Source organism: Streptomyces canus (genome assembly GCF_001514145.1).
GTDB lineage: Bacteria > Actinomycetota > Actinomycetes > Streptomycetales > Streptomycetaceae > Streptomyces > Streptomyces canus.
This window is the reverse complement of the sequence record NZ_KQ948683.1, coordinates 58512-78819: the sequence shown is the minus strand read 5'-3', so window position 1 is coordinate 78819 and position 20308 is coordinate 58512. Positions and strand designations below refer to the sequence as shown.

Here is a 20308-nt window from a genome sequence, read left to right as displayed (position 1 = left end):
GCAACCGTTGACCCCCGACATTTATGAATCTAGATTAGATTCAAAATTCTGACCAGCCCCGGAGCGAAACATGAAGATCTTCGACGGCCTGCCCGAACTCGCCACCGCGGCGGGGGAGACCCTCGGCAGCAGCGACTGGGTTGCGGTGGACCAGGAGCGGATCGACCGGTTCGCCGACGCCACCGGTGACCACCAGTGGATCCACGTGGACGCCGAGCGCGCCGCCCAGGGACCCTTCGGCTCCACCATCGCCCACGGTCTGCTCACCCTGTCCCTGCTGCCGGCGTTCCTGCAGCAGATCTACCGTGTCGACGGCGTCCGCATGGCGGTCAACTACGGGCTGGACAAGGTGCGCTTCCCGGCGCCCGTGCCGGTCGGCTCCAAGCTGCGGGCCACCTCCCGGATCGCCGAGGTGACGCCTCTCGACGGCGCGGTCCAGCTGAAGCTGTCCACCGTCATCGAGATCGAGGGCGGCACGAAGCCCGCCTGCGTGGTCGACTCCGTCGTGCGGTACGTCGGCTGATGGGCGGGCTGATGGGCGGGCCGGCCGGCGGGCTGGTGGCGGGCCGGTCCGCGATCGTGACCGGCGCCGGCCAGGGGATCGGACTGGAGATCGCCCGGCTTCTGCACGAGCACGGCGCGCGCGTGACCCTGGCCGATGTGGACGCCGAGCGGGCGGCGAAGGCCGCGGCCCAGATCGCCGGCGGCGACGCGGACTCCGTACTGGGGCTGGGCTGCGACGTCACCGACGAGACGTCGGTGGAGAACGCGGTGCGGCACACCGCCGAGCGTTTCGGAGCCCTGGACATCCTGGTGAACAACGCCGGGATCACCCGCGACGCCTCGCTGCGCAGGATGAGCGCCGCGGACTTCGACGCCGTGATCGGGGTTCACCTCAAGGGGACCTGGCTCGGCGTACGGGCGGCGTCGGCGGTGATGCGTGAGGCCGGACGAGGATCGATCGTGAACATCTCCTCGCTGTCCGGGAAGTCCGGCAACCCCGGACAGACCAACTACAGCGCCGCCAAGGCGGGCATCGTGGGTCTGACGAAGGCGGCGGCCAAGGAGCTCGCCCACCGCGGGGTCCGGGTCAACGCGGTGCAGCCGGGCCTGATCCGTACCGCCATGACCGAGGCGATGCCGCCGGAGGTTTTCGCGGCACGCGAGGCCGACATCCCCATGAAGCGGGCGGGGCAGCCCAGGGAGGTCGCCGGGGCCGTCCTGTTCCTCGCATCCGATCTGTCGAGTTACATGACCGGCGCGGTCCTGGAAGTGGGCGGCGGGCGATTGATGTGAGTACCCAGGTCGCACACGTCGTACGAACCCGCACGGACGGTGCGGTGGGCCACATCCTGCTCGACCGTCCCGAGGCGATGAACGCGATCACGGTCGAGCTCGGCCGCCAACTGCGGGACGCGCTGACGGAACTCGCCGCCACGGCGCGGGTCATCCTGATCCGCGGCGCGGGCGGCAACTTCTCGGTCGGCGGCGACTTCAGGGAACTGGAGCGGCTGCGGGCCGGGGGGCCGGCGGCCATGGCGCCGCTCTTCGACAACTTCGGCCGGGCCTGCGCGATGATCGCGACCCTGCCCGTCCCCGTGGTGGCGGTGGTCGAGGGCTACGCGATGGCCGGCGGATTCGAACTGATGCAGTCCTGCGACATCGCGCTGGTGCACGAACGGGCCACGATCTCCGACACCCACGCGAACTTCGGCCAGATTCCCGGTGGCGGCGGCACCCAGCGGCTGCCACGCCTCGTGGGGCGCCAGCGGGCCCTGGCGCACATCCTCACCGGGGACCGGCTGACCGGCGCCGAGGCCGTCGACTGGGGGCTGGCCTACCGGTGCCTGCCGGACGAGGGGTTCGAGGAGGCGGTCGCACAGTTCGCCGAGCGGCTCGGCGGCAAGGACCCGCAGGCGCTCTCCACCGCCAAACGCCTCGTGCACGAGGGGCTGCGGCTGCCGCTGGAAGACGGTCTCGCCCTGGAGCGCGCCGCGGTACTGGACCACATCGGCGAGGCGGCGGCGGGCGCCGGGATCACGACCTTCACCGCGAAAGCCACGAAAGGCAACTGATATGACGGACAAACTGATCGACTCCGGGCCGGTGCTCCTGGACCTGGACGCCGACGGCGTCGCACGGCTGCGGCTCAACCGCCCCGAGGCGTCCAACGGCCTGGACGTGCCGTTCCTCCAGGCGCTCCACGCGGCCGTCATGCGCTGCCACGCCGAACCCGGGGTGCGCGTGGTGCTGATCACCGGAGAGGGCCGGCACTTCTGCGCGGGCGGCGACGTCCACACCTTCGCCGCCAAGGGCGAAGACCTTCCGGACTATCTTCGGGAGGCGACCTCCTGGCTCCAGATCGCCGCCTCCGCGCTCCTGCACCTGCGGGCCCCGGTCATCGCGGCGGTGCACGGCTTCGCGGCCGGCGGGGGCGGCTTCGGGCTGGTCTGCTCGGCCGACTTCGTCATCGCCGCCGAGTCGGCGAAGTTCATGTCGGGCGCGGTACGTGTCGGCATGGCGCCCGACGCCGGCGTGTCGGTGACGCTGACCCAGCTCGTGGGCCTGCGCAAGGCGATGGAGATCCTGCTGACCAACCCCACCCTGACCGCCGCCGAGGCGCTGGACGCGGGGCTGCTCACCAGGGTCGTACCGGACGAACGGCTGCTCGACGACGCCCTCGCGTTCGCCCGCGACCTCGCCACGGGTGCCCCTCTCGCGCTGGCGGCGACCAAGCGGCTGCTGTGGAGCGGCGTCGGCGCCGGTGTGGCGGAACGACTGTCAGAGGAGGCCCGTACGGTCGCGGAACTCTCCGGCACCGCCGATTCCAGGGAAGGGCTGGCGGCGGTGCTCGAACGCAGGCCACCGGTCTTCACGGGACAGTGACGGGGACGCCATGAGCAAGGACAGCTATGACGGCCAGGGCAGCGATGACGACATCGTGCTGCTCCAGGACCACGGCCCGGTCCGTGTGCTGACCCTGAACCGGCCGGACAAGCGCAACGCCATCGATCTGCCCCTGCGGGTGGTGCTCGCGGAGAAGCTGGAGGCCGCGATGACCGACACCTCCGTACGTGCGATCGTGCTGACCGGCGCCGGCGGCACCTTCTGCTCCGGTGGTGACGTCTCCACCATGCGCCGGCAGGGCCCGGAGGAGAGCCGCCCCAGGGCGCAGGCCGCCCAGCGGGTGATCCGGGCCGTCTGGGACGGCCCCACACCGGTGGTGGCGGCGGTCGAGGGCTTCGCGTACGGCGCCGGGGCGGCGCTCGCGCTGGCCTGCGACCGGGTCGTCGCCGCGTCCGACGCGTCCTTCAACACGGCGTTCACCGGCGTCGGACTCGCCGGTGACATGGGGATATCGGTATCGCTGCCGGCCAGAACCGGACTCGCGGCGGCCCGTCAGATGCTGTTGCTGCCCCGCCGGATCCAGGGCCCGCAAGCCCTCGCTCTCGGGCTCGCCGACGAACTGGTCGAGCCGGGGAGCGCCCTGGACCGGGCACTGGCCGATGCCGAACGGATCGCCGAGGGCCCGCCCCTCGCCCTGTCCGCGATCAAGATGATGCTCGGCGCCTGCCAGGCAGGCGATCCGCGCGCGGCGCTCGACCGCGAGGTCGAGCACCAGACCCGTCTGTTCGACTCGGCGGACTTCGCAGAAGGTGTTGCCGCCTTCCACGAGCGACGCCGGCCCGTATTCAAGGGATGCTGAGAATGAGAGAGCCGCTCACCACATCACAGTGGTCAAGAGACGACAGCGTGCCCCTGGTGGAGTACACCGTCGGCTCGCTGCTCGCCGAACGTGCCAGGACCCACGGCGACGCCCTCGCCCTGGTCGGCACCGCGCACGGCACCGGTGAGCAGCGCCGGCTGACCTACCGGGACCTGTACACCGAGGCCCGGCGGGTGGCCACCGCCTTGTTGCGGCTGGCCGAGCCCGGGGAGTTCGTCGCCCTGTGGGCGCCGAACGTCATCGAGTGGCCGGTCATCCAGTACGGCGCCGCGCTGGCCGGGATGACCCTCGTCGCGCTCAACCCGGTGCTGCGCGCCGACGAACTGGTCTACGCCGTCAACCACTCGCGGGCCGCGGTGCTCCTGCACGCCGACGTCAGCCGCGATTACGACCTCGCGGCCGTCGCGGCCTCTGTCCGGTCCCGGTGCCCCGCGCTGCGCGAGGTCGTCTCCCTCTCCGCACGGGAGCGCTGGCTGGCCGAGTCGGGGGATCTGCCCGCCACGGCCGACGTCCAGGACGCCGGCGCACCGGTGATGCTGCAGTACACCTCCGGTACCACCGGCCTGCCCAAAGGCGTGCTGCTGCGCCACCGCTCCCTCGTCAACGTCGCGAAGCTGTCCGCGCAGAGGGCGGAGGTCGAGCCGGGCGCGATGCAGGTCAACCCGCTGCCCATGTTCCACACGGCCGGGTGCGTGGTGGCCACCCTCGGATCGTTGTGGCTGGGCGGCTGCATGGTGCTCGTCGAACAGTTCCGGCCCGCCCTCGTACTGGAACTGATGGAGAAGGAACAGGCCACCGTCCTGTTCTGCGTTCCCGCGATGCTGGGCGCGCTGGTCGAGGCCGCCCGCGACGCCGGTGGTACGGCGCCCGCGCTGCGCACGGTCGCGGTGGGCGGGGCGAACGTGCCCGCCGCGTTGGTCGAGGCGACCCGGCAGCTGTTCGGAGCCCGGGTGCACATCATGTACGGCCAGACGGAGCTGGCGCCGACGCTGTCGGCCACCGGGCGTTCGGACACCCCTGAGGACCTCACGCACACGGTGGGCCGGCCGCTGCCGCAGGTGGAATGCAAGATCGTCGATCCGGTCACCGGCGCGGTGCAGCCGCTGGGCACACCGGGGGAGATCTGCGCACGGGGCTACCAGCAGATGATCGAGTACCTGCACGACCCGGAGTCGACCGCGCGCACGGTCGACGCCGGAGGCTGGGTGCACACCGGTGACCTCGGAGCCATGGACGCGCGCGGCGTGATCACCGTCACCGGGCGGCTCAAGGAGCTGATCATCCGCGGCGGCGAGAACATCGCGCCGGTGGAGATCGAGACCTGTCTGCTGGGGCACGAGGCCGTGCTGGAAGCGGCCGTCGTCGCGGTGCCGGACGAGAGGATGGGCGAGGCGGTCGCCGCTGTCGTCCGGCTGGCGGGGGAGCAGCCCGCCGGACTGCGCGACGCCCTGGTGGAGCACTGCCGCGCCCGCCTCGCCAAGTACAAGGTCCCGCAGCACTGGTACGTCGCCGACGAGATGCCCGTCACCCCGGCCGGCAAGGTACGGAAGTTCAAGCTCCGCGACGCCGTCACCGCCGGGACACTGCGCGATCTCGACTGAGCCCGCCCACGAGTCGCACAACTCACCCGCTCGTCCTGGTTGCCGATCCGACCCCGGATCGTTTAATCTAAAGTCAATTAAAAAGGGTTGCTCGGCCACCTGCGCCGCGCGGTACGGCGGCCGTCCCTTGGTGATCACCGACGGACGGCCATCGGCCACAGCGACACGTCCGACCGGCCCGTCCGGTTCGCGGACGGTCGAGCTGCCCACCGCACCCGCCGGCACGGTGCAGGGCTCCGGCCGGCGCGGTACGCCCAGAAGCGCTTGGAGGACGGCGGAGATGACTGCCACGCTGCCGGAGACGGCACACGAGCCAGCAGGCAAGTACGAGCGGCTGATCCAGCCGACAAGGGTGCACGGTTCGATGTACACCGACCCGGAGATCTTCGCCGAGGAACTGGAACGCATCTGGTACCGCACCTGGGTGTACGTCGGGCACGTCAGCGAGGTGCCCGAACCGGGTGACTACGTGCGCAAGAACATCGGTCCGCAGGACGTCATCATGACCCGCGACCGCGACGGTGAGGTGCACCTGCTGCTCAACCGCTGCGCCCACCGGGCCAACCTGGTGTGCGACGCGCCGAGCGGCAACTCCAACTCCTTCCGTTGCCCCTACCACGGCTGGACCTACCGCAACAACGGTGAGCTGCTCGGCTACCCGTACAACAAGGGATACGGCGGCAAGGGAAAGGTCGAGCTCGGGCTCGGGCGGGTGCCCAGGGTCGACTCCCACCAGGGCTTCGTCTTCGGCAGCTTCGCCCCCGACGGGCCGACGCTCGCCGAACACCTGGGCGCCGCCGCCGGGGAGCTGGACCGGCTCGCACGGCTCTCGCCCGAGGGCGAGGTCGAACTGACGGCCGGCTTTCTCAAGCACCGCACCCGCGCCAACTGGAAGCTGCTGGCGGAGAACGAGACGGACGGCTACCACCCGCAGTTCGTGCACGGCTCGATCTTCAGCGTCACCGGCAGCCCGATCGGCGCCCTGTACAGCGACAACTCCACCGCCGTGACCCGCGATCTGGGCGGCGGCCACAGCGAGAACGACCTGCGCCCGGAGTTCCGCCGTTTCGCCGAGCCGATGCGCTGGTTCGGCACCACCGAGGCCAAGGTGCCCGACTACGTGGCACGCATGCGGGAGCTGCACGGACCCGCCGCCGAGGAGATCCTCATCGAGGGATCCCCGCACGTGATGATCTTCCCCAACCTGTTCATCGCCGAGATCCAGCTCTTCGTCATCCAGCCGCTCTCGGCCGGGGAGTGTGTCCAGCACTCCACCGCCGTCCAGTTCAAGGGCGCACCCGAACTGAACCGGCGGATGGTGTCGCAGTGCGTCGGCTCCGTGGGCCCGGCCGGAATGCTGCTCGCCGACGACACCGAGATGTACGAACGCAACCAGCGCGGCGTCGCCCTGCGCGACCCGGAATGGGTCGACATCCGCCGGGGCGTGGAGCGGGAGCGGACCGACGAGAACGGCTTCCGCATCGGAACCGCGACCGACGAGACGGGCATGCGCGGCTTCTGGTCGCACTACCGGAACCTGATGGAGGCGGAGAAGTGACCGCATCAGCCACTACGACAGAACTGGACCTGCGCCAGGTCGAGCAGTTCCTCTACCGCGAGGCGCGCTACGCGGACGAGCACGACTACGACGCCTGGGAAGCGCTGTGGACCGATGACGCCCTCTACTGGGTGCCCGCGAGCGACCCGGACGCCGACCCCGGACAGCGGATGTCGGTGATCAGCGACAACCGCAGCCGCATCTCCACCCGCCTGAAGCAGCTCAGGACCGGGAAGCGCTATGCGCAGTCACCGCCGTCGAACCTCCGCCGGATCGTCTCCAACGTGGAGATCCTGGACGACGCCGACGGGGCCGGCGAGCCGGGCGACATCACGGTCGCCGCCAACTTCGTCGTGGTCGAGTCCCGCGAGCGCGGCAACGAGACCTGGGCGGGCCGCACCACATACCGGCTGCGTGTCGTCGACGAGCAGATTCGGCTGGCGTACAAGAAGGTCGTCCTGGTCAACCACGACCGGGCGCTGCCCACCCTGGCCTTCCTGATCTGAGGAACGTACCGATGACCGAGACTGATACCGGAACCGGAACAGAGACCGGAACCGAGACCGAGAGCGGGACCCTGACCGGAACCGGAACCGGAACCGGAACCGGAACCGGAACCGGAACCGGAACCGGGACTCAGGCCCTGGCCGGGACCGTGGGCAGCGAATTCGCCGAGGTCGCGGTGAGCGTCGACACTGCGGCCAACGGCCCCCGGCTGCGGCTGGAGGACCGGCGCACCGGACGGGTCCGGTATCTGGACGCGCTCGAACTCGAGACCCTGGTGTGGCTCCCCGACGGAGACCTGCGCCGGCTGCTGGATCCGTCGGCGCACCGCTGGCGCGACGACGCGGGCAGTTGACGGGCCGGGACATGGACGACGTCACACCCGGCGCGCTCGACCTCTCCCGCTACATACGGGAGGGCGACACCGTCGTCTGGGGCCAGGCATGCGCCGAGCCACAGACCCTGACCGAGCGGCTGATGCAACAGCGCGCCGACATCGGGCACTTCAGGTGCTTCCTCGGTATCCCGGCGACCGACACCGTCCGCCCGGACCACGGCGACCTGGTGTCCTTCGTCTCCTACATCGGCAGCGGAGGCAACCGGGCCCTGCACCGGGCAGGGCGGCTGGATGTGCTGCCCGCGCCCTACTCCAGCCTCCCCAACCTGCTCGGCGCGGGCCCTCTGCGCGCGGACGTGGTGCTGATCCAGCTCCCGCCGCCCGACGGCGACGGCCGTTACAGCCCGGGCCTGGCCGACGACTACCTGGGGCCGGCCCTGCGCACCGCCCGGGTGGTGATCGCCGAGGTGAACGACCAGGTCCCGTACACGTACGGCCCTCGTACGCTCGGTGCGTCCGATCTCGACGTGGTGGTCCGCACCTCACGCCCGCCCGCCGAACTGCGGCCCGGCACACCGGACAGCGTCACCGCACGCGTCGCGGCCCGGGTGGCGGGCCTGGTGGACGACGGCGCCACGCTCCAGTTCGGCGTCGGCGCGCTCCCCGAGGTCGTGCTCGGCCTGCTGACCGACCGCCGTGACCTGGGCATCCACTCAGGTCTGATCAACGACGCGGCGATGGACCTGATCGAGGCCGGCGTCGTCACGGGCGCCCGCAAGACGCTCGACCGGGGCGAAGCGGTCGCCGGACTGCTGATGGGCACCCGGCGGCTGTTCCGGTTCGCCCACCGCAACCCGGCGATCCAGCTGCGCGACACCGGCTACACCCACGACCCGCAGACGCTGGCGGCGCAGCACCGGCTGGTCGCCATCAACTCGGCCATCGAGGTCGACCTCTGTGGACAGGTCAACTCCGAACTGGCCGGGGGGCGTTACGTCGGAGCGGTCGGCGGGGCAGGGGACTTCCTGCGTGGGGCCGCCAGGTCACCGGGCGGCCTGCCCGTCGTCGCCCTGCCCTCCACCGCCGGCCCCGCGAGTCGTGTGGTGGCCCGGCTGTCCGGCCCGGTGAGCACCTCACGCAGCGACGCGGGGCTCTTCGTCACCGAGTACGGGGTCGCCGACCTGCGGGGACAACCCCTGCGCGTACGCCGTGAACGGATGCTCGCCATCGCTCACCCAGACCACCGTGCGGCGCTGGAAGCCGCGCTCGAAGAGCAAGGAGCCCCGGCATGACCGCTATGCCCCGAGCCGCGATCGTCGCGCCGCTGCGCACCCCGGTCGGTGCCTTCGGCGGGACGCTGCGCCCGCTCCCCGCGCACGACCTGGCGGCCGTCGTCATCAGGGCGGTGGTGGAGCGCTCCGGCATCGACCCGGAACGTATCGAGGACGTCTCCTTCGCGCAGTCGTACGCCAACTCCGAGGCCCCGTGCATCGGGCGCTGGGCCGCTTTGAACGCCGGACTGCCGGTCGCGTTGCCCGGCTTCCAGCTCGACCGGCGCTGCGGCGGCGGACTGCAGGCCGTGGTCACCGCGGCGATGATGGTGCAGACCGGCGCCGCCGATGTGGTGCTGGCGGGCGGCGTGGAGAGCATGAGCAACATCGAGCACTACTCCACGAACGTCCGCTGGGGCACCCGCTCCGGCTCCGTACAGCTCCACGACCGGCTCGACCGCGGCCGTGAACGCTCGCAGCCGCAGGAGCGGTTCGGCCCGATCAGCGGCATGGTCGAGACCGCCGAGAATCTCGCCGGGCGGTACGCGATCACCAGGGAGGAAGCCGACGCGTACGCGGCCCGCAGCCACCGGCGCGCCGCCGCGGCCCGGGAAGCCGGACGCTTCGCCGACGAGGTCGTGCCGGTCGAGGTCCCCCAGCGACGCGGCGAGGCCGTCCCCTTCGTACGGGACGAGGGCATCCGCCCCGACTCCACCCCGCACACCCTCGCCCAACTGCGCACGGTGATGCCGGGCGGCACCGTCACCGCGGGCAACTCCAGTCAGCAGAACGACGCCGCGGCGGCCTGCCTGGTGGTCGCCGAGGACAAGCTCGACGCACTCGGCCTGGAGCCGATCGGGTTCCTGCGCGGCTGGGCGGCGGCCGGCTGCGAGCCCTCGATGATGGGCATCGGGCCGGTCCCGGCGGTTGCGAAGCTGTTCGCCAGAACCGGGCTCGGCTTCGACGACCTGGACCTGGTCGAGCTGAACGAGGCGTTCGCCTGCCAGGTCCTGGCCGTCCTGAAGGGCTGGGGGCTCACGTACGACGAGGACGACGACCGGCTCAACGTCAACGGCTCCGGCATCTCGCTCGGCCACCCCATCGCCGCCACCGGGGTCCGCATCCTCGCCACGATGCTGCACGAACTGCGGCGCCGGGGCGGCCGGTACGCCCTGGAGTCCATGTGCATCGGCGGCGGCCAGGGCATGGCCGCGATCTTCGAGGCGGCGTGACCATCATGAACCCGAGCCCCTACGGCATCGTCTCCTACGCCGCCTACCTCCCCCGACACCGCCTTCAGCCCGAGGAGTTGGGCACCGCGCTCGGCATCAAGGCGGGGCGCGGGGCGAGGATCGCCGCCTCCTTCGACGAGGACAGCACCACCATGGGCGTCGAAGCGGCCCACCGCGCCCTGCCCGGGCACGGCGCGCCCGACGCGCTGTACTTCGCCACCACCTCACCCGCCTACCTCGACAAGACCAACGCCGCCGCCCTGCACGCCGCGCTCGGCCTGCCGCACGACGCCTTCGCGGCGGACCTGGCCGGCTCGGCACGCTCCGGCATCGCCGCGCTGCGGGCCGCCTGGCGCGGTGGCGGGCTCGCCGTGCTGTCCGACGTACGCACCGGCCGGCCCGGCTCGGCGGACGAGCGGGACGGGGGAGACGGGGCGGCGGCCTTCCTCTTCGGCGACGCGGGATCGGCGGTGGCCGAGATCCTCGCTCACACCTCGGCGACCGCCGAGTTCCTGGACCGCTGGCGGGTCCCGGAGAACCGGGCCGGCGAGCAGTGGGAGGAACGGTTCGGCCTGGAGCGCTATCTGCCGCTGATCGAGGACGTGGGGCAGCGTGCCCTGAAGGCCGCCGGCGCCGGGCAGGCCGACCACGTCGTGCTGGTCTCACCCAACTCGGCGGTCCGCAAACGTGCCACGAAGGTGTTCTCCGCGCGTCTTTCCGCGGGCGGCTCACCCATCGGCCACGCCGGCACCGCCGACGCGGGCCTCGCCCTGGCCGACGCGCTCGACCGCGCCGGCGCCGACGAGACGATCCTGCTGCTCTCGGCGGCGGACGGCTGCGACGCCGTACTGCTGCGGACGACCGACCGGCTCCCCGCGGCCCGGCAGCCCGAGCCCGTCGCCCAGCAGCTCGCCGGCGGCCGGGACGTCCCGTACGCAACGTACCTGACCTGGCGCGGGTGGCTGGACCGCGAGCCCCCGCGCCGCCCTGAGCCCGAACGTCCGGCGGGTCCGCCGTCGGCGCGGGGGAGAGGGTGGAAGTTCGCCTTCACCGGCAGCAGGTGCCAGCGGTGCGCCTTCGTCCACCTGCCGCCCGCCCGGGTGTGCAAGGAGTGCGCGGCGGTGGACGCGATGACGCCCGTGGCGCTGGCCGGAGCACGCGGCACAGTGGCGACGTACACCGTCGACCGGCTCGCGTACTCGCCCTCGCCGCCGCTGATCGACGCGGTCGTCGACTTCGACGGAGGCGGTCGCTGCACGCTGGAGATCGCTGACGGAGCGGCGGACCAACTGGCCGTCGGCACCCGGGTCGAACCGGTCTTCCGGCGGCTGCACACCGCCCAGGGAGTGCACAACTACTTCTGGAAGGTCCGTACGACCAAAGAGGCAAGCGTGGACGGGAGCACGGCATGAGCAGCAACGGCATCCGCGACCGGGTGGCGGTCGTCGGCATGGGATGCACCCGATTCGGCGAGCACTGGGACCGTTCGGCCGACGACCTCCTGCTCGACGCCACCCGGGAGTGTCTCGCGGCGACCCCGGCGCTGGCCGCCGAGGACGTGGACGCGTACTGGCTGGGCACCCTCGGCTCCGGGCAGTCCGGGATGACGCTGAGCCGTCCGCTGTCCCTGGACTACAAACCCGTCACCCGGGTGGAGAACTACTGCGCCACCGGCTCCGAGGCCTTCCGCAACGCCTGCTACGCGGTCGCCTCGGGAGCGTACGACCGGGTGATGGCGGTCGGCGTGGAAAAACTCAAGGACTCCGGCTTCTCCGGGCTGCTGCGCTCCGACCCGCCGGGCGACGGCACCGCCCCCGAACTGTCGCTGACCGCGCCGGCCGCCTTCTCCCTGCTCGATCCGGCGTACTGCGACCGGTACGGGGTGGAACCGGCCGCGATGCGGGAGGCGATGACGCACGTCGCGTGGAAGAACCACGCCAACGGGGCCCTCAACCCCAAGGCGCAGTTCCGTTCGGCGGTCTCGAAGGAGAAGATCGAGCGGGCGCCCCTGGTCGCGGGCCGGCTCGGGGTCTTCGACTGCTCGGGGGTCTCCGACGGCGCGGCCTGCGCGCTGATCGTCCGGGCCGAGGACGCCCTGCGGTACACCGACCGGCCCATGTACGTGAAGGGCCTGTCCCTGGTCGCGGGACCGGCCCGGGGCGCCATGGACCCCGGCTACGACTACACCACCTTCCCGGAGGTGGTCCGCTCCGCCGCCGACGCCTACCGGCAGGCGGGGATCAGCGACCCGCGCAGCCAGATCTCGCTCGCCGAGGTGCACGACTGCTTCACACCGACCGAGGTGGTGCTGATGGAGGACCTCGGGTTCGCCGAGCGCGGCCAGGCGTGGAAGGACGTCCTGGACGGCGCCTTCCAGCTCGACGGCCGGCTGCCGGTGAACCCGGACGGCGGGCTGAAGTCCTTCGGCCATCCGGTCGGCGCGAGCGGGCTGCGGATGCTCTACGAGTGCTGGCTGCAGTTCCGGGCCGAAGCGGGCGAGCGCCAGCTCGCCGATCCAACTCTCGGCCTCACCCACAACCTGGGCGGGCGGCCGGGCGGGTGTGTCTCGTTCGTTTCGGTGGTGGGGCCCGACCTCGGGTGAGGCCCGACCCTCGGGTGAGCGATTCGTCCGCCGGGGGCGTTGACCCGCCCTCAGAATTTTATCTATATTAGATTAATGAAACGTGGAGGCTGTCAGCGTGCAATGTGACGAGAAGGAAGCGATAGCGGCCGGGCTCTACCAGGCGCTGGCCTGTGGTGACCGGAAGCGACTCGACGAGATCCTGCACCCCGAATTCGAGGGCCGCACCACCGAAGGGCTCCCCATGGGCCTGGGCGGGACGTACACCGGGCCGGACGCCATGCGCCGGAATTTCTGGGGCCAGATCGCCAGGAGCTACGACGCCCGGGCGGAACCTGCCGAGTACCGCCACCTGGACGACGGACAAGTACTGGTCCTGGGCCGGTACGTCGGCGCGGCCAGGGAGGGCGGAGGCAAGCTCGACGCGGAGTTCTTCCACCTCCTGCGCTTCGACGAGGAGCAGATCACCGGACTCGTTCAGCTGACGGACAGCGCACGCTGGACCACGGCCCTGGGGTCCGCACAGGGTCTGTCGACCATCGACCTCCGCGTAACCGACGGGCTGGCCGAGATCCGGCTCGACCGCCCGCACACCCGCAACGCCCTCGACGAGGTCATGGCCGCCGACCTGTACGAGGTGGCCCAGCGTCTCGCCACCGACCCGGGCGTGCGGGCGGTACTGATCACGGGCAACGGCCCCGCCTTCACCGTGGGCGGCGACATCTCCGTCTTCGCCCAGAGCACCGCCGCCGGGCTGCCCACCAAGCTGCGCCGGATGACCTCGCCGTACCACGAGGCGATGCGCATCCTCAGCCGGCTCGACGCGCCGGTCGTCTGCGCCGTGCACGGTGCCGCCGCCGGCGGCGGGCTCGGCCTGCTGTACTGCGCGGACATCGTGCTGGCCGCCGAGGGCACCAAGTTCGCCTCCGGGTTCACGGCCCTGGGCCTGTCCGGTGACGGCGGCAACTCCTGGTTCCTGCCCCGGCTCGTCGGGCCGCGCCGCGCCGCTGAGTTCTACCTCGAGCAGCGGGTGCTGGACGCCCAGGAGGCCGCCGAATGGGGCCTGGTGACCCGCGTGCTGCCGGCCGACGCACTGGCCGCCGAGGCCCTCGCCGTCGCCCGGAGGCTGGCCGACGGCCCCACCCGGGCCTACGGCGAGATCCGCCGGCTGCTGCGCGACTCGTGGTCCGCCACGTTGTCCGAGCAGCTGACCGCCGAGTCGGACGGGATCGCGCGCACCGCCGCGACGTCGGACGCATCGGCGGCCGTCGCCGCCTTCATCGCAAAGCGCAAGCCGACATTCGAGGGACGGTAAGGGCGTGGGGATGACCGCATTCGTCACGGACAGCGACGACCACCGGCTGATCCGGGAGAGCACCGCCAAGATCGCCGCCCGCTACGGGCACGCGTACTACGCCGAACGCGCCCGGAACAACGGCGGCGTGCGGGAGTTGTGGGCCGAACTCGGCGAAGCCGGGCTGCTCGGCGTCCACCTCCCCGAGGAGTACGGCGGCGGGGGAGCGGGCCTCGCGGAACTCGTCGTGGTGCTGGAGGAACTGTCGGCCCACGGGCTGCCGCTGCTCAGCGCCGTCATCTCGCCGGCCATCTGCGCTTCGATCCTCGCCGCCCACGCCTCCCCGCAGATGAAGAGCGCCTGGCTGCCGGACCTCGCCTCCGGCCGCCGGAAGATGGCGTTCGCCCTCACCGAGCCGGACGCCGGATCCAACAGCCACGCGATCACCACTACAGCCCGCTCAGACGACAGGGGAGGGTGGATCGTCTCGGGCGCCAAGTACTACATCTCCGCTCTGGACGAGGCGGACGCGGTGCTGGTGGTCACCAGGGACGGTGACCTGGCACCGTCCTCCTCCGGATCATCCCCGCTGTCGCTGTTCGTCGTCCCCGTCGACGCACCCGGCCTGCACTTCCAGCCGATCGAGACCGAACTGGTCTGCCCCGACAAGCAGTTCACCCTCTTCCTCGACGACGTACGGGTGGAGCACGATGCCCTCATCGGGGAGCGTGGCAAGGGGCTGCGGCAGGTCTTCGCCGGCCTCAACCCGGAGCGCGTCACCGCCTCCGCGCTCAGCAACGGCATCGGCCGCTACGCGGTGGCCAAGGCCCGCGACTACGCCGCCGAGCGCAAGGTCTGGTCGACTCCCATCGGCGCCCACCAGGGCATCGCCCACCCCCTCGCCGAAGCACATATCGGGGTGGAACTCGCCCGGCTCGCCACGGCCCGGAGCGCGGAGATGTTCGACGCCGGCGAGAACGCCGCGACAGCGGCCAACATCGCGAAGTTCACCGCGGCCGACGCGTCGCTCAAGGCGCTCGACCAGGCGATCCAGACCCACGGCGGCAACGGCCTGTCGCGCGAGTACGGACTGGCCGATCTGTGGTTCGTCGCCCGCATGCTGCGCACGGCGCCGGTCAGCCGGGAGATGGTCCTCAACTTCGTGGCCCAGCACAGCCTGAACCTGCCGAATTCGTACTGAAACCCACCCCCCACCCATGACAACAACGAGGAGCGCGCACATGTCAGGAGTACAGGACCGGGTCGTCGTGGTGACCGGCGCGGGCGGCGGACTCGGGCGCGAGTACGCGCTGCTGCTGGCCCGGCACGGCGCCCGGGTCGTCGTCAACGACCTCGGCGGCGCGCGGGACGGCACCGGATCCGGCAGCGCGATGGCCGACGCGGTGGTCGAGGAGATCCGCGCCGCGGGCGGACAGGCGGTCGCCAACCACGACAGCGTGGCCACCGAGGAGGGCGCCGCGGGTGTGATCGGCACCGCGCTGAAGGAGTACGGAGCCGTGCACGGCGTGGTGAACAACGCCGGCATCCTGCGCGACAGTTCCTTCGTGAAGATGACGGCCGACCAGTGGGAAGCCGTAGTTCAGGTACACCTCTTCGGAGGCTTCCACGTCACCAGGGCCGCCTGGCCGCACTTCCGGGAGCAGGGACACGGCAGGGTCGTCATGGCGACCTCCACCTCCGGGTTGTACGGCAACTTCGGGCAGGCCAACTACGGCGCCGCCAAGCTCGGTCTGGTCGGCCTGGTCAACACGCTCGCCGTCGAGGGACGCAAGTACAACATCCTGGCCAACGCCGTCGCACCGCTGGCCAGGACCCGCATGAGTGAGGACGTCGCCCCGGCCGAGCTGCTGGAGAGGCTTCCGGCCGAGTTCGTGGCGCCGGTCGTCGCCCATCTGCTGACCGACGAATGCACCGACACCGGGACGGTGCTGGTCGCCGGCGGCGGCCGGGTCCAGCGGGTGGCGCAGTTCGCCTCCAAGGGCGTGACCTTCGCCGGCACCCCGACCCTCCAGGACGTCGCCGACCGCTGGCCCGACATCACGGACATGGACGCCTCCGAGCTCGGCACCAACCCGCTGGGCTGAGGGCCCGGACAGGAGACACCATCGTGAAATCCTTCGACGCCCTCGTCGTCGGCGCCGGTGCGGGCGGCCTGTTCGCCGCGGCCCGCCTGACCCGTCTCGGCTACCGCGCCCTCGTGGTGGAACGCCTCGACCGCGTGGGCGGCCGGGCCTCGACGCACGAGATCGACGGTTTCAAGGTCAACAACGGCGCCATCGTCATCGAGGTCGGCGGCATCACGCAGGAGACCTTCGAGGAGGTCGGCGCCGAGTTCGACGTCCGCCGGGCCGATCCGCCGATCCTCTACCGCATCGGCGGCAAGGACGCCGACATCACCGGCGGCGGCTGGGGCATGCTGCTGTCCAGGCTGACCCGCCACGGCGCCAAGCTGCTCAGCGGTATCGGCGCCGCCCGTGAGGACAGCGGTCTGCCGGACACCGCACTGTCCACCGCCGACTGGATCCGCCGCTACACCAAGAACGAGTCGGTGCACGGAGTCTTCCGCAACATGTGCGGATCGGTCTTCGCGGTCGGCTCGGAGGAACTGCCCGCCCGGGTCTTCCTCACCTACTTCACCCGCAGGAGCGCCTTCAAGAAGTTCGGCTTCTGCCCCGACGGCACCATCGGGATCTGGAACGCACTCGCCGATGTGATCACCGCGGGCGGCGGCGAGGTGTGGCTGGACAGCGAGGTGCGGAAACTGACGGTGGACGCGGGCCGGGTCACCGGTGCGCTCATCGCCCGCGACGGCCAGGACACCCACGTCGCCTGCCGGTTCGCGGTGAGCGACACCGGCCCGGCCGCCACCGTGGGCCTGGTCGGTGAGCAGCACTTCCCCGCGGGGTACCTGACATCGGTACGCAGCGGCGACCGTCCCAGCGCGATGATCTCGGTCAACTTCGCCAGCCGGGAACCGTTGATCACGGCACCGGGCCTGCTCAGCTTCGCCAAAACCCGCCGCATGTGCTACGTCGCCAACTTCACCGCGACCTGCCCGGAGATGGCACCGGAAGGCTGGCACCTCTACGTGGGAACAGCCGTACCCCAGCCCGCCGTCGGCGACTTCGACGAGGCGGCCGAGACCGAACTGCTCATGGCCGACCTCCGCGACCAGATCCCGGGCTTCGACCGGGCCCGCGTCCTGTCCACCGTCGTCACCCGCGACGGCTGGCCCCCGCAACGCGCGGTGGCGGGCTTCGACCTGCCCCACACCACCCCCATTCCCAACCTCTGGAACGTCGGCGACGCCGTGAAGGAGTACGCCAACGGCGGCACCACGGCCTGCGCCGAGACCGCCAAGCTCGTCGTCGAGCAGATCCAGCGGCACTACCCGGTCGGCGTCGGCGGCGAGCCGACCGGAGCGTGAAGGAGCACCGATGAAGATCATTGTTGACCGCACCAAGTGCACGGGCCTGGGGATCTGCGAGTCCCTGGCACCCGAGGTGTTCGAAGTGGACGACGCCGGAGACCTCGTGCTGAAGACCGAGACCGTGCCGGCCGGAACTCTCGCCGATGTCGAGGAAGCCATCGCCGGCTGCCCGACCGAGGCGCTTCGGCTGGAGTCCTGATGGGCCCCGGTCACCTCGTCGTCGTCGGCGCCTCCCTGGCCGGGCTGCGCGCCGTCGAGGCCGCCCGCAAGGACGGCTTCGACGGGCGGATCACCCTCGTCGGCGCCGAGCGGCATCTCCCGTACGACCGGCCGCCGCTGTCCAAGGAGTTCCTCGACGCGACCGGCGAGCAGGGGACCATGCCGGCCTTCCGCACCGAGGAGGTGCTGCGCGCCGATCTCGGGGTGGAACTCCTGCTCGGCACCCCCGCCACCTTCCTCGACACCCGCAACCGGGCGGTCGGCGTCGGCGGACAGTCCATCGGATACGACGCCCTGGTCATCGCCACCGGCTCGACCGCCCGTCAACTGCCCGGCATGCGCGGCCTGGACGGTGTCCACACGCTGCGTACCGTGGACGACGCGGTGGCCGTCCGGCGGGCACTCGACACGGGAGCCCGGACGGTGGTGATCGGCGCCGGCTTCATCGGAGCCGAGACCGCGGCCGCCGCCAGGAAGCGCGGTCTTGACGTCGTCGTGGTCGAGGCACAGCCGACCCCGCTCGTGCGCGCCGTCGGCGAGACCATGGGCGGTGCCCTCGCCTCACTGCACCTGCGCCACGGCACCGATCTGCGGTGCGGGGTGAGCGTCACCGCGCTGGAGGGTGAAGGACGCATCGAACGGGTCCGGCTCTCCGACGGCACCGCACTCGACGCCGACCTGGTGGTGGTCGGTGCCGGAGCCGTGCCCGCCACCGACTGGCTGGAGGGTTCCGGCCTGACCCTGGACAACGGCGTGGTCTGCGACGAGACGCTCTTCACCGGAGCCGAAGGCGTGTACGCGGCCGGCGACGTCGCCCGGTGGCACAACCCGCTCTTCGACCGGCCCATGCGCCTGGAGCACTGGACCAGCGCGGCCGAACAGGGCGCCCTGGCCGCCCGCAACGCGCTGAACCCGGCGGCGGCCAGAGGGTACTCGACGGTGCCGTACTTCTGGTCGGACCAGTACGACACCCGTATCCAGTTCGTCGGCATTCCCGAGGCGGACGAGATCTCGGTGGTCGACGGCGACATCGAGCGGGATCACCGCGGGGTCGCGCTCTACCGCGCCGGTGACCGGCTGGTGGGTGCCCTGGCCGTCAACAGGCCCACCGAGATCATGAAGTACCGGGGACTGATCACCCGGGGCGCCTCGTGGGCGGACGCCCTCACGTTCGCGCAGACGCGGCGCAAGGCCCGTGAAACCGCTCACGCATGAGGGAGAGAACAATGGCAGGCGGCCCGCTGTCCGGATGCAGGGTACTGGAACTCGCCGGGCTCGGCCCCGGCCCGTTCGCCGCGATGACACTCGCGGACCTGGGTGCCGAGGTGGTCCGCATCGACCGCCCGGGCGGCAGCGGGCTGTTCCCCGGCTTCGAACACCTCGACATCCTGAACCGCGGGAAGAAGTCCGTCCTGCTCGACCTGAAGCAGCCCGACGCCGTACGGGCCGTGCTGGACATGGCGGCCCGGGCCGACGTACTGATCGAGGGCTACCGCCCGGGCGTCGCCGAACGGCTCGGCCTGGGCCCCGAGGACTGCCTCGCCCGTAACCCCCGCCTGGTCTACGGCCGGATGACCGGCTGGGGCCAGGACGGGCCGATGGCCCAACTGGCCGGGCACGACATCGGATACGTCGCGCTGACGGGCGCCCTGCACGCCATCGGCAGCGCCGGCGGACCGCCGCAGATCCCGCTCAATCTCGTCGGCGACTTCGGCGGCGGAGCAACGTATCTGGTCATCGGTGTCCTGGCGGCGTTGCGCGAGGCCGACCGCACCGGCAGGGGGCAGGTCGTCGACGCCGCCATCGTGGACGGCACGGCCCACCTGCTGGCCGGAACGCACATGTTGCTGGCGACGGGGATGTGGCAGGACGAACGGGGCGTCAACCTCCTCGACGGCGGGGCGCCGTTCTACGCGGTCTACGAGACCTCCGACGGCCGCCACATGGCCGTCGGCGCGATGGAGCCGAAGTTCTACGCCGAACTGCTCGCCGTCCTCGGCCTCGACGAGGACCCGGCCGCCCAGCACGACCGCACCCGGTGGCCGCGGCTGCGCGAGCGCATCGCCGAGGCGTTCGCCGGCCGCACCCGCAGCGAGTGGGCCCAGGCGTTCTCGGCGTCGGACGCGTGCGTGGCACCGGTGATGAGCCTGCGCGAGGCCGCGGACCACCCACACCTCAAGGCCCGCGGCACGCTGGTGGAACAGGACGGCGTCCTCCAGCCGGCGCCCGCGCCGCGCTTCTCGGCCACACCCACCGCCCTCGGATCGCCCCCGCCCGTGCCGGGCCGGCACACCGCCGAAGTCCTGAAGGCATGGGAAGTCCAGGGCGCCGAAGACCTGCTGGGGTCGGGGGCCGCCGTGCAGGCGTGAGAGACCCACAAACGTGCGTCGCACACGGGCGTACGCCGATGCGTGCCGGCCGGAGATGCGTGGGGAACCGTTCCTCAGCCGGCCGCGGCCACCTGATCGAGTACGGTCGCCGGATCCCAGAAGTCATGACGGCTGATCAGTCTGCCGTCCGCGCCGTAGGTGCA

General features: G+C 71.5%; 20 protein-coding genes. All 20 read left to right on the top strand.

Annotated features, from left to right (window positions below):
* Positions 1-70: 70 nt before the first annotated feature.
* A complete protein-coding gene (locus tag AQJ46_RS47785) occupies positions 71-523 on the top strand; it encodes a MaoC family dehydratase (protein ID WP_059211624.1) in 453 nt (150 codons plus the stop codon).
* On the top strand, positions 523-1296 hold the full coding sequence (gene fabG / locus AQJ46_RS47780; RefSeq protein ID WP_225887621.1) for a 3-oxoacyl-ACP reductase FabG: 774 nt from the start codon (positions 523-525) through the stop codon (positions 1294-1296). Before AQJ46_RS47785 ends, fabG begins: the two co-directional genes overlap by 1 nt.
* Positions 1293-2075: an enoyl-CoA hydratase/isomerase family protein gene (locus AQJ46_RS47775; RefSeq protein ID WP_059211623.1), complete on the top strand. Its 783-nt coding sequence runs from the start codon at positions 1293-1295 to the stop codon at positions 2073-2075. The genes fabG and AQJ46_RS47775 overlap by 4 nt, the downstream gene beginning before the upstream one ends.
* A gap of 1 nt (position 2076) precedes the next feature.
* Positions 2077-2886 (top strand): enoyl-CoA hydratase/isomerase family protein, encoded by an 810-nt coding sequence (locus AQJ46_RS47770; protein ID WP_059211622.1) that lies wholly within the window; start codon positions 2077-2079, stop codon positions 2884-2886.
* A 10-nt stretch (positions 2887-2896) separates the two neighbouring features.
* Positions 2897-3706, top strand: coding sequence for an enoyl-CoA hydratase/isomerase family protein (locus AQJ46_RS47765; protein ID WP_059211621.1), 810 nt, complete (start codon positions 2897-2899; stop codon positions 3704-3706).
* A 56-nt stretch (positions 3707-3762) separates the two neighbouring features.
* Positions 3763-5328: a class I adenylate-forming enzyme family protein gene (locus AQJ46_RS47760; RefSeq protein WP_208617109.1), complete on the top strand. Its 1566-nt coding sequence runs from the start codon at positions 3763-3765 to the stop codon at positions 5326-5328.
* A gap of 280 nt (positions 5329-5608) precedes the next feature.
* A complete protein-coding gene (locus AQJ46_RS47755) occupies positions 5609-6886 on the top strand; it encodes an aromatic ring-hydroxylating oxygenase subunit alpha (protein ID WP_059211619.1) in 1278 nt (425 codons plus the stop codon).
* On the top strand, positions 6883-7392 hold the full coding sequence (locus AQJ46_RS47750) for an aromatic-ring-hydroxylating dioxygenase subunit beta (protein WP_059211618.1): 510 nt from the start codon (positions 6883-6885) through the stop codon (positions 7390-7392). The genes AQJ46_RS47755 and AQJ46_RS47750 overlap by 4 nt, the downstream gene beginning before the upstream one ends.
* Positions 7393-7403: 11 nt before the next feature.
* A complete protein-coding gene (locus AQJ46_RS58020; RefSeq protein WP_225887620.1) occupies positions 7404-7745 on the top strand; it encodes a hypothetical protein in 342 nt (113 codons plus the stop codon).
* Between the two features lie 11 nt (positions 7746-7756).
* Positions 7757-9019 carry an acetyl-CoA hydrolase/transferase family protein gene (locus AQJ46_RS47740; protein ID WP_059211617.1) on the top strand — a complete coding sequence of 421 codons (1263 nt, stop codon included), beginning with the start codon at positions 7757-7759 and terminating at the stop codon, positions 9017-9019.
* A gap of 5 nt (positions 9020-9024) precedes the next feature.
* The gene (locus AQJ46_RS47735) at positions 9025-10230 is read left to right on the top strand and encodes an acetyl-CoA C-acetyltransferase (protein ID WP_059211616.1); all 1206 of its coding nucleotides are present in this window, start codon (positions 9025-9027) and stop codon (positions 10228-10230) included.
* A 5-nt stretch (positions 10231-10235) separates the two neighbouring features.
* Positions 10236-11642: an OB-fold domain-containing protein gene (locus AQJ46_RS47730; protein WP_059211641.1), complete on the top strand. Its 1407-nt coding sequence runs from the start codon at positions 10236-10238 to the stop codon at positions 11640-11642.
* A complete protein-coding gene (locus AQJ46_RS47725; protein ID WP_059211615.1) occupies positions 11639-12832 on the top strand; it encodes an acetyl-CoA acetyltransferase in 1194 nt (397 codons plus the stop codon). The genes AQJ46_RS47730 and AQJ46_RS47725 overlap by 4 nt, the downstream gene beginning before the upstream one ends.
* 97 nt (positions 12833-12929) lie before the next feature.
* Positions 12930-14126 carry an enoyl-CoA hydratase-related protein gene (locus AQJ46_RS47720; RefSeq protein ID WP_059211640.1) on the top strand — a complete coding sequence of 399 codons (1197 nt, stop codon included), beginning with the start codon at positions 12930-12932 and terminating at the stop codon, positions 14124-14126.
* A 10-nt stretch (positions 14127-14136) separates the two neighbouring features.
* Positions 14137-15306 carry an acyl-CoA dehydrogenase family protein gene (locus AQJ46_RS47715; RefSeq protein WP_059211614.1) on the top strand — a complete coding sequence of 390 codons (1170 nt, stop codon included), beginning with the start codon at positions 14137-14139 and terminating at the stop codon, positions 15304-15306.
* A gap of 40 nt (positions 15307-15346) precedes the next feature.
* Entirely contained in the window at positions 15347-16210 is an 864-nt protein-coding gene (locus tag AQJ46_RS47710; protein WP_059211613.1) for an SDR family NAD(P)-dependent oxidoreductase, read from the top strand.
* Between the two features lie 23 nt (positions 16211-16233).
* Positions 16234-17553 carry a phytoene desaturase family protein gene (locus AQJ46_RS47705; RefSeq protein ID WP_107117484.1) on the top strand — a complete coding sequence of 440 codons (1320 nt, stop codon included), beginning with the start codon at positions 16234-16236 and terminating at the stop codon, positions 17551-17553.
* Positions 17554-17563: 10 nt separating this feature from the next.
* Positions 17564-17755, top strand: a complete 192-nt coding sequence (locus tag AQJ46_RS47700; protein ID WP_059211612.1) for a ferredoxin — start codon at positions 17564-17566, stop codon at positions 17753-17755.
* A complete protein-coding gene (locus tag AQJ46_RS47695; RefSeq protein WP_059211611.1) occupies positions 17755-18990 on the top strand; it encodes an NAD(P)/FAD-dependent oxidoreductase in 1236 nt (411 codons plus the stop codon). Before AQJ46_RS47700 ends, AQJ46_RS47695 begins: the two co-directional genes overlap by 1 nt.
* An 11-nt stretch (positions 18991-19001) precedes the next feature.
* Positions 19002-20144 carry a CaiB/BaiF CoA transferase family protein gene (locus AQJ46_RS47690; protein WP_059211610.1) on the top strand — a complete coding sequence of 381 codons (1143 nt, stop codon included), beginning with the start codon at positions 19002-19004 and terminating at the stop codon, positions 20142-20144.
* Positions 20145-20308 lie beyond the last annotated feature (164 nt).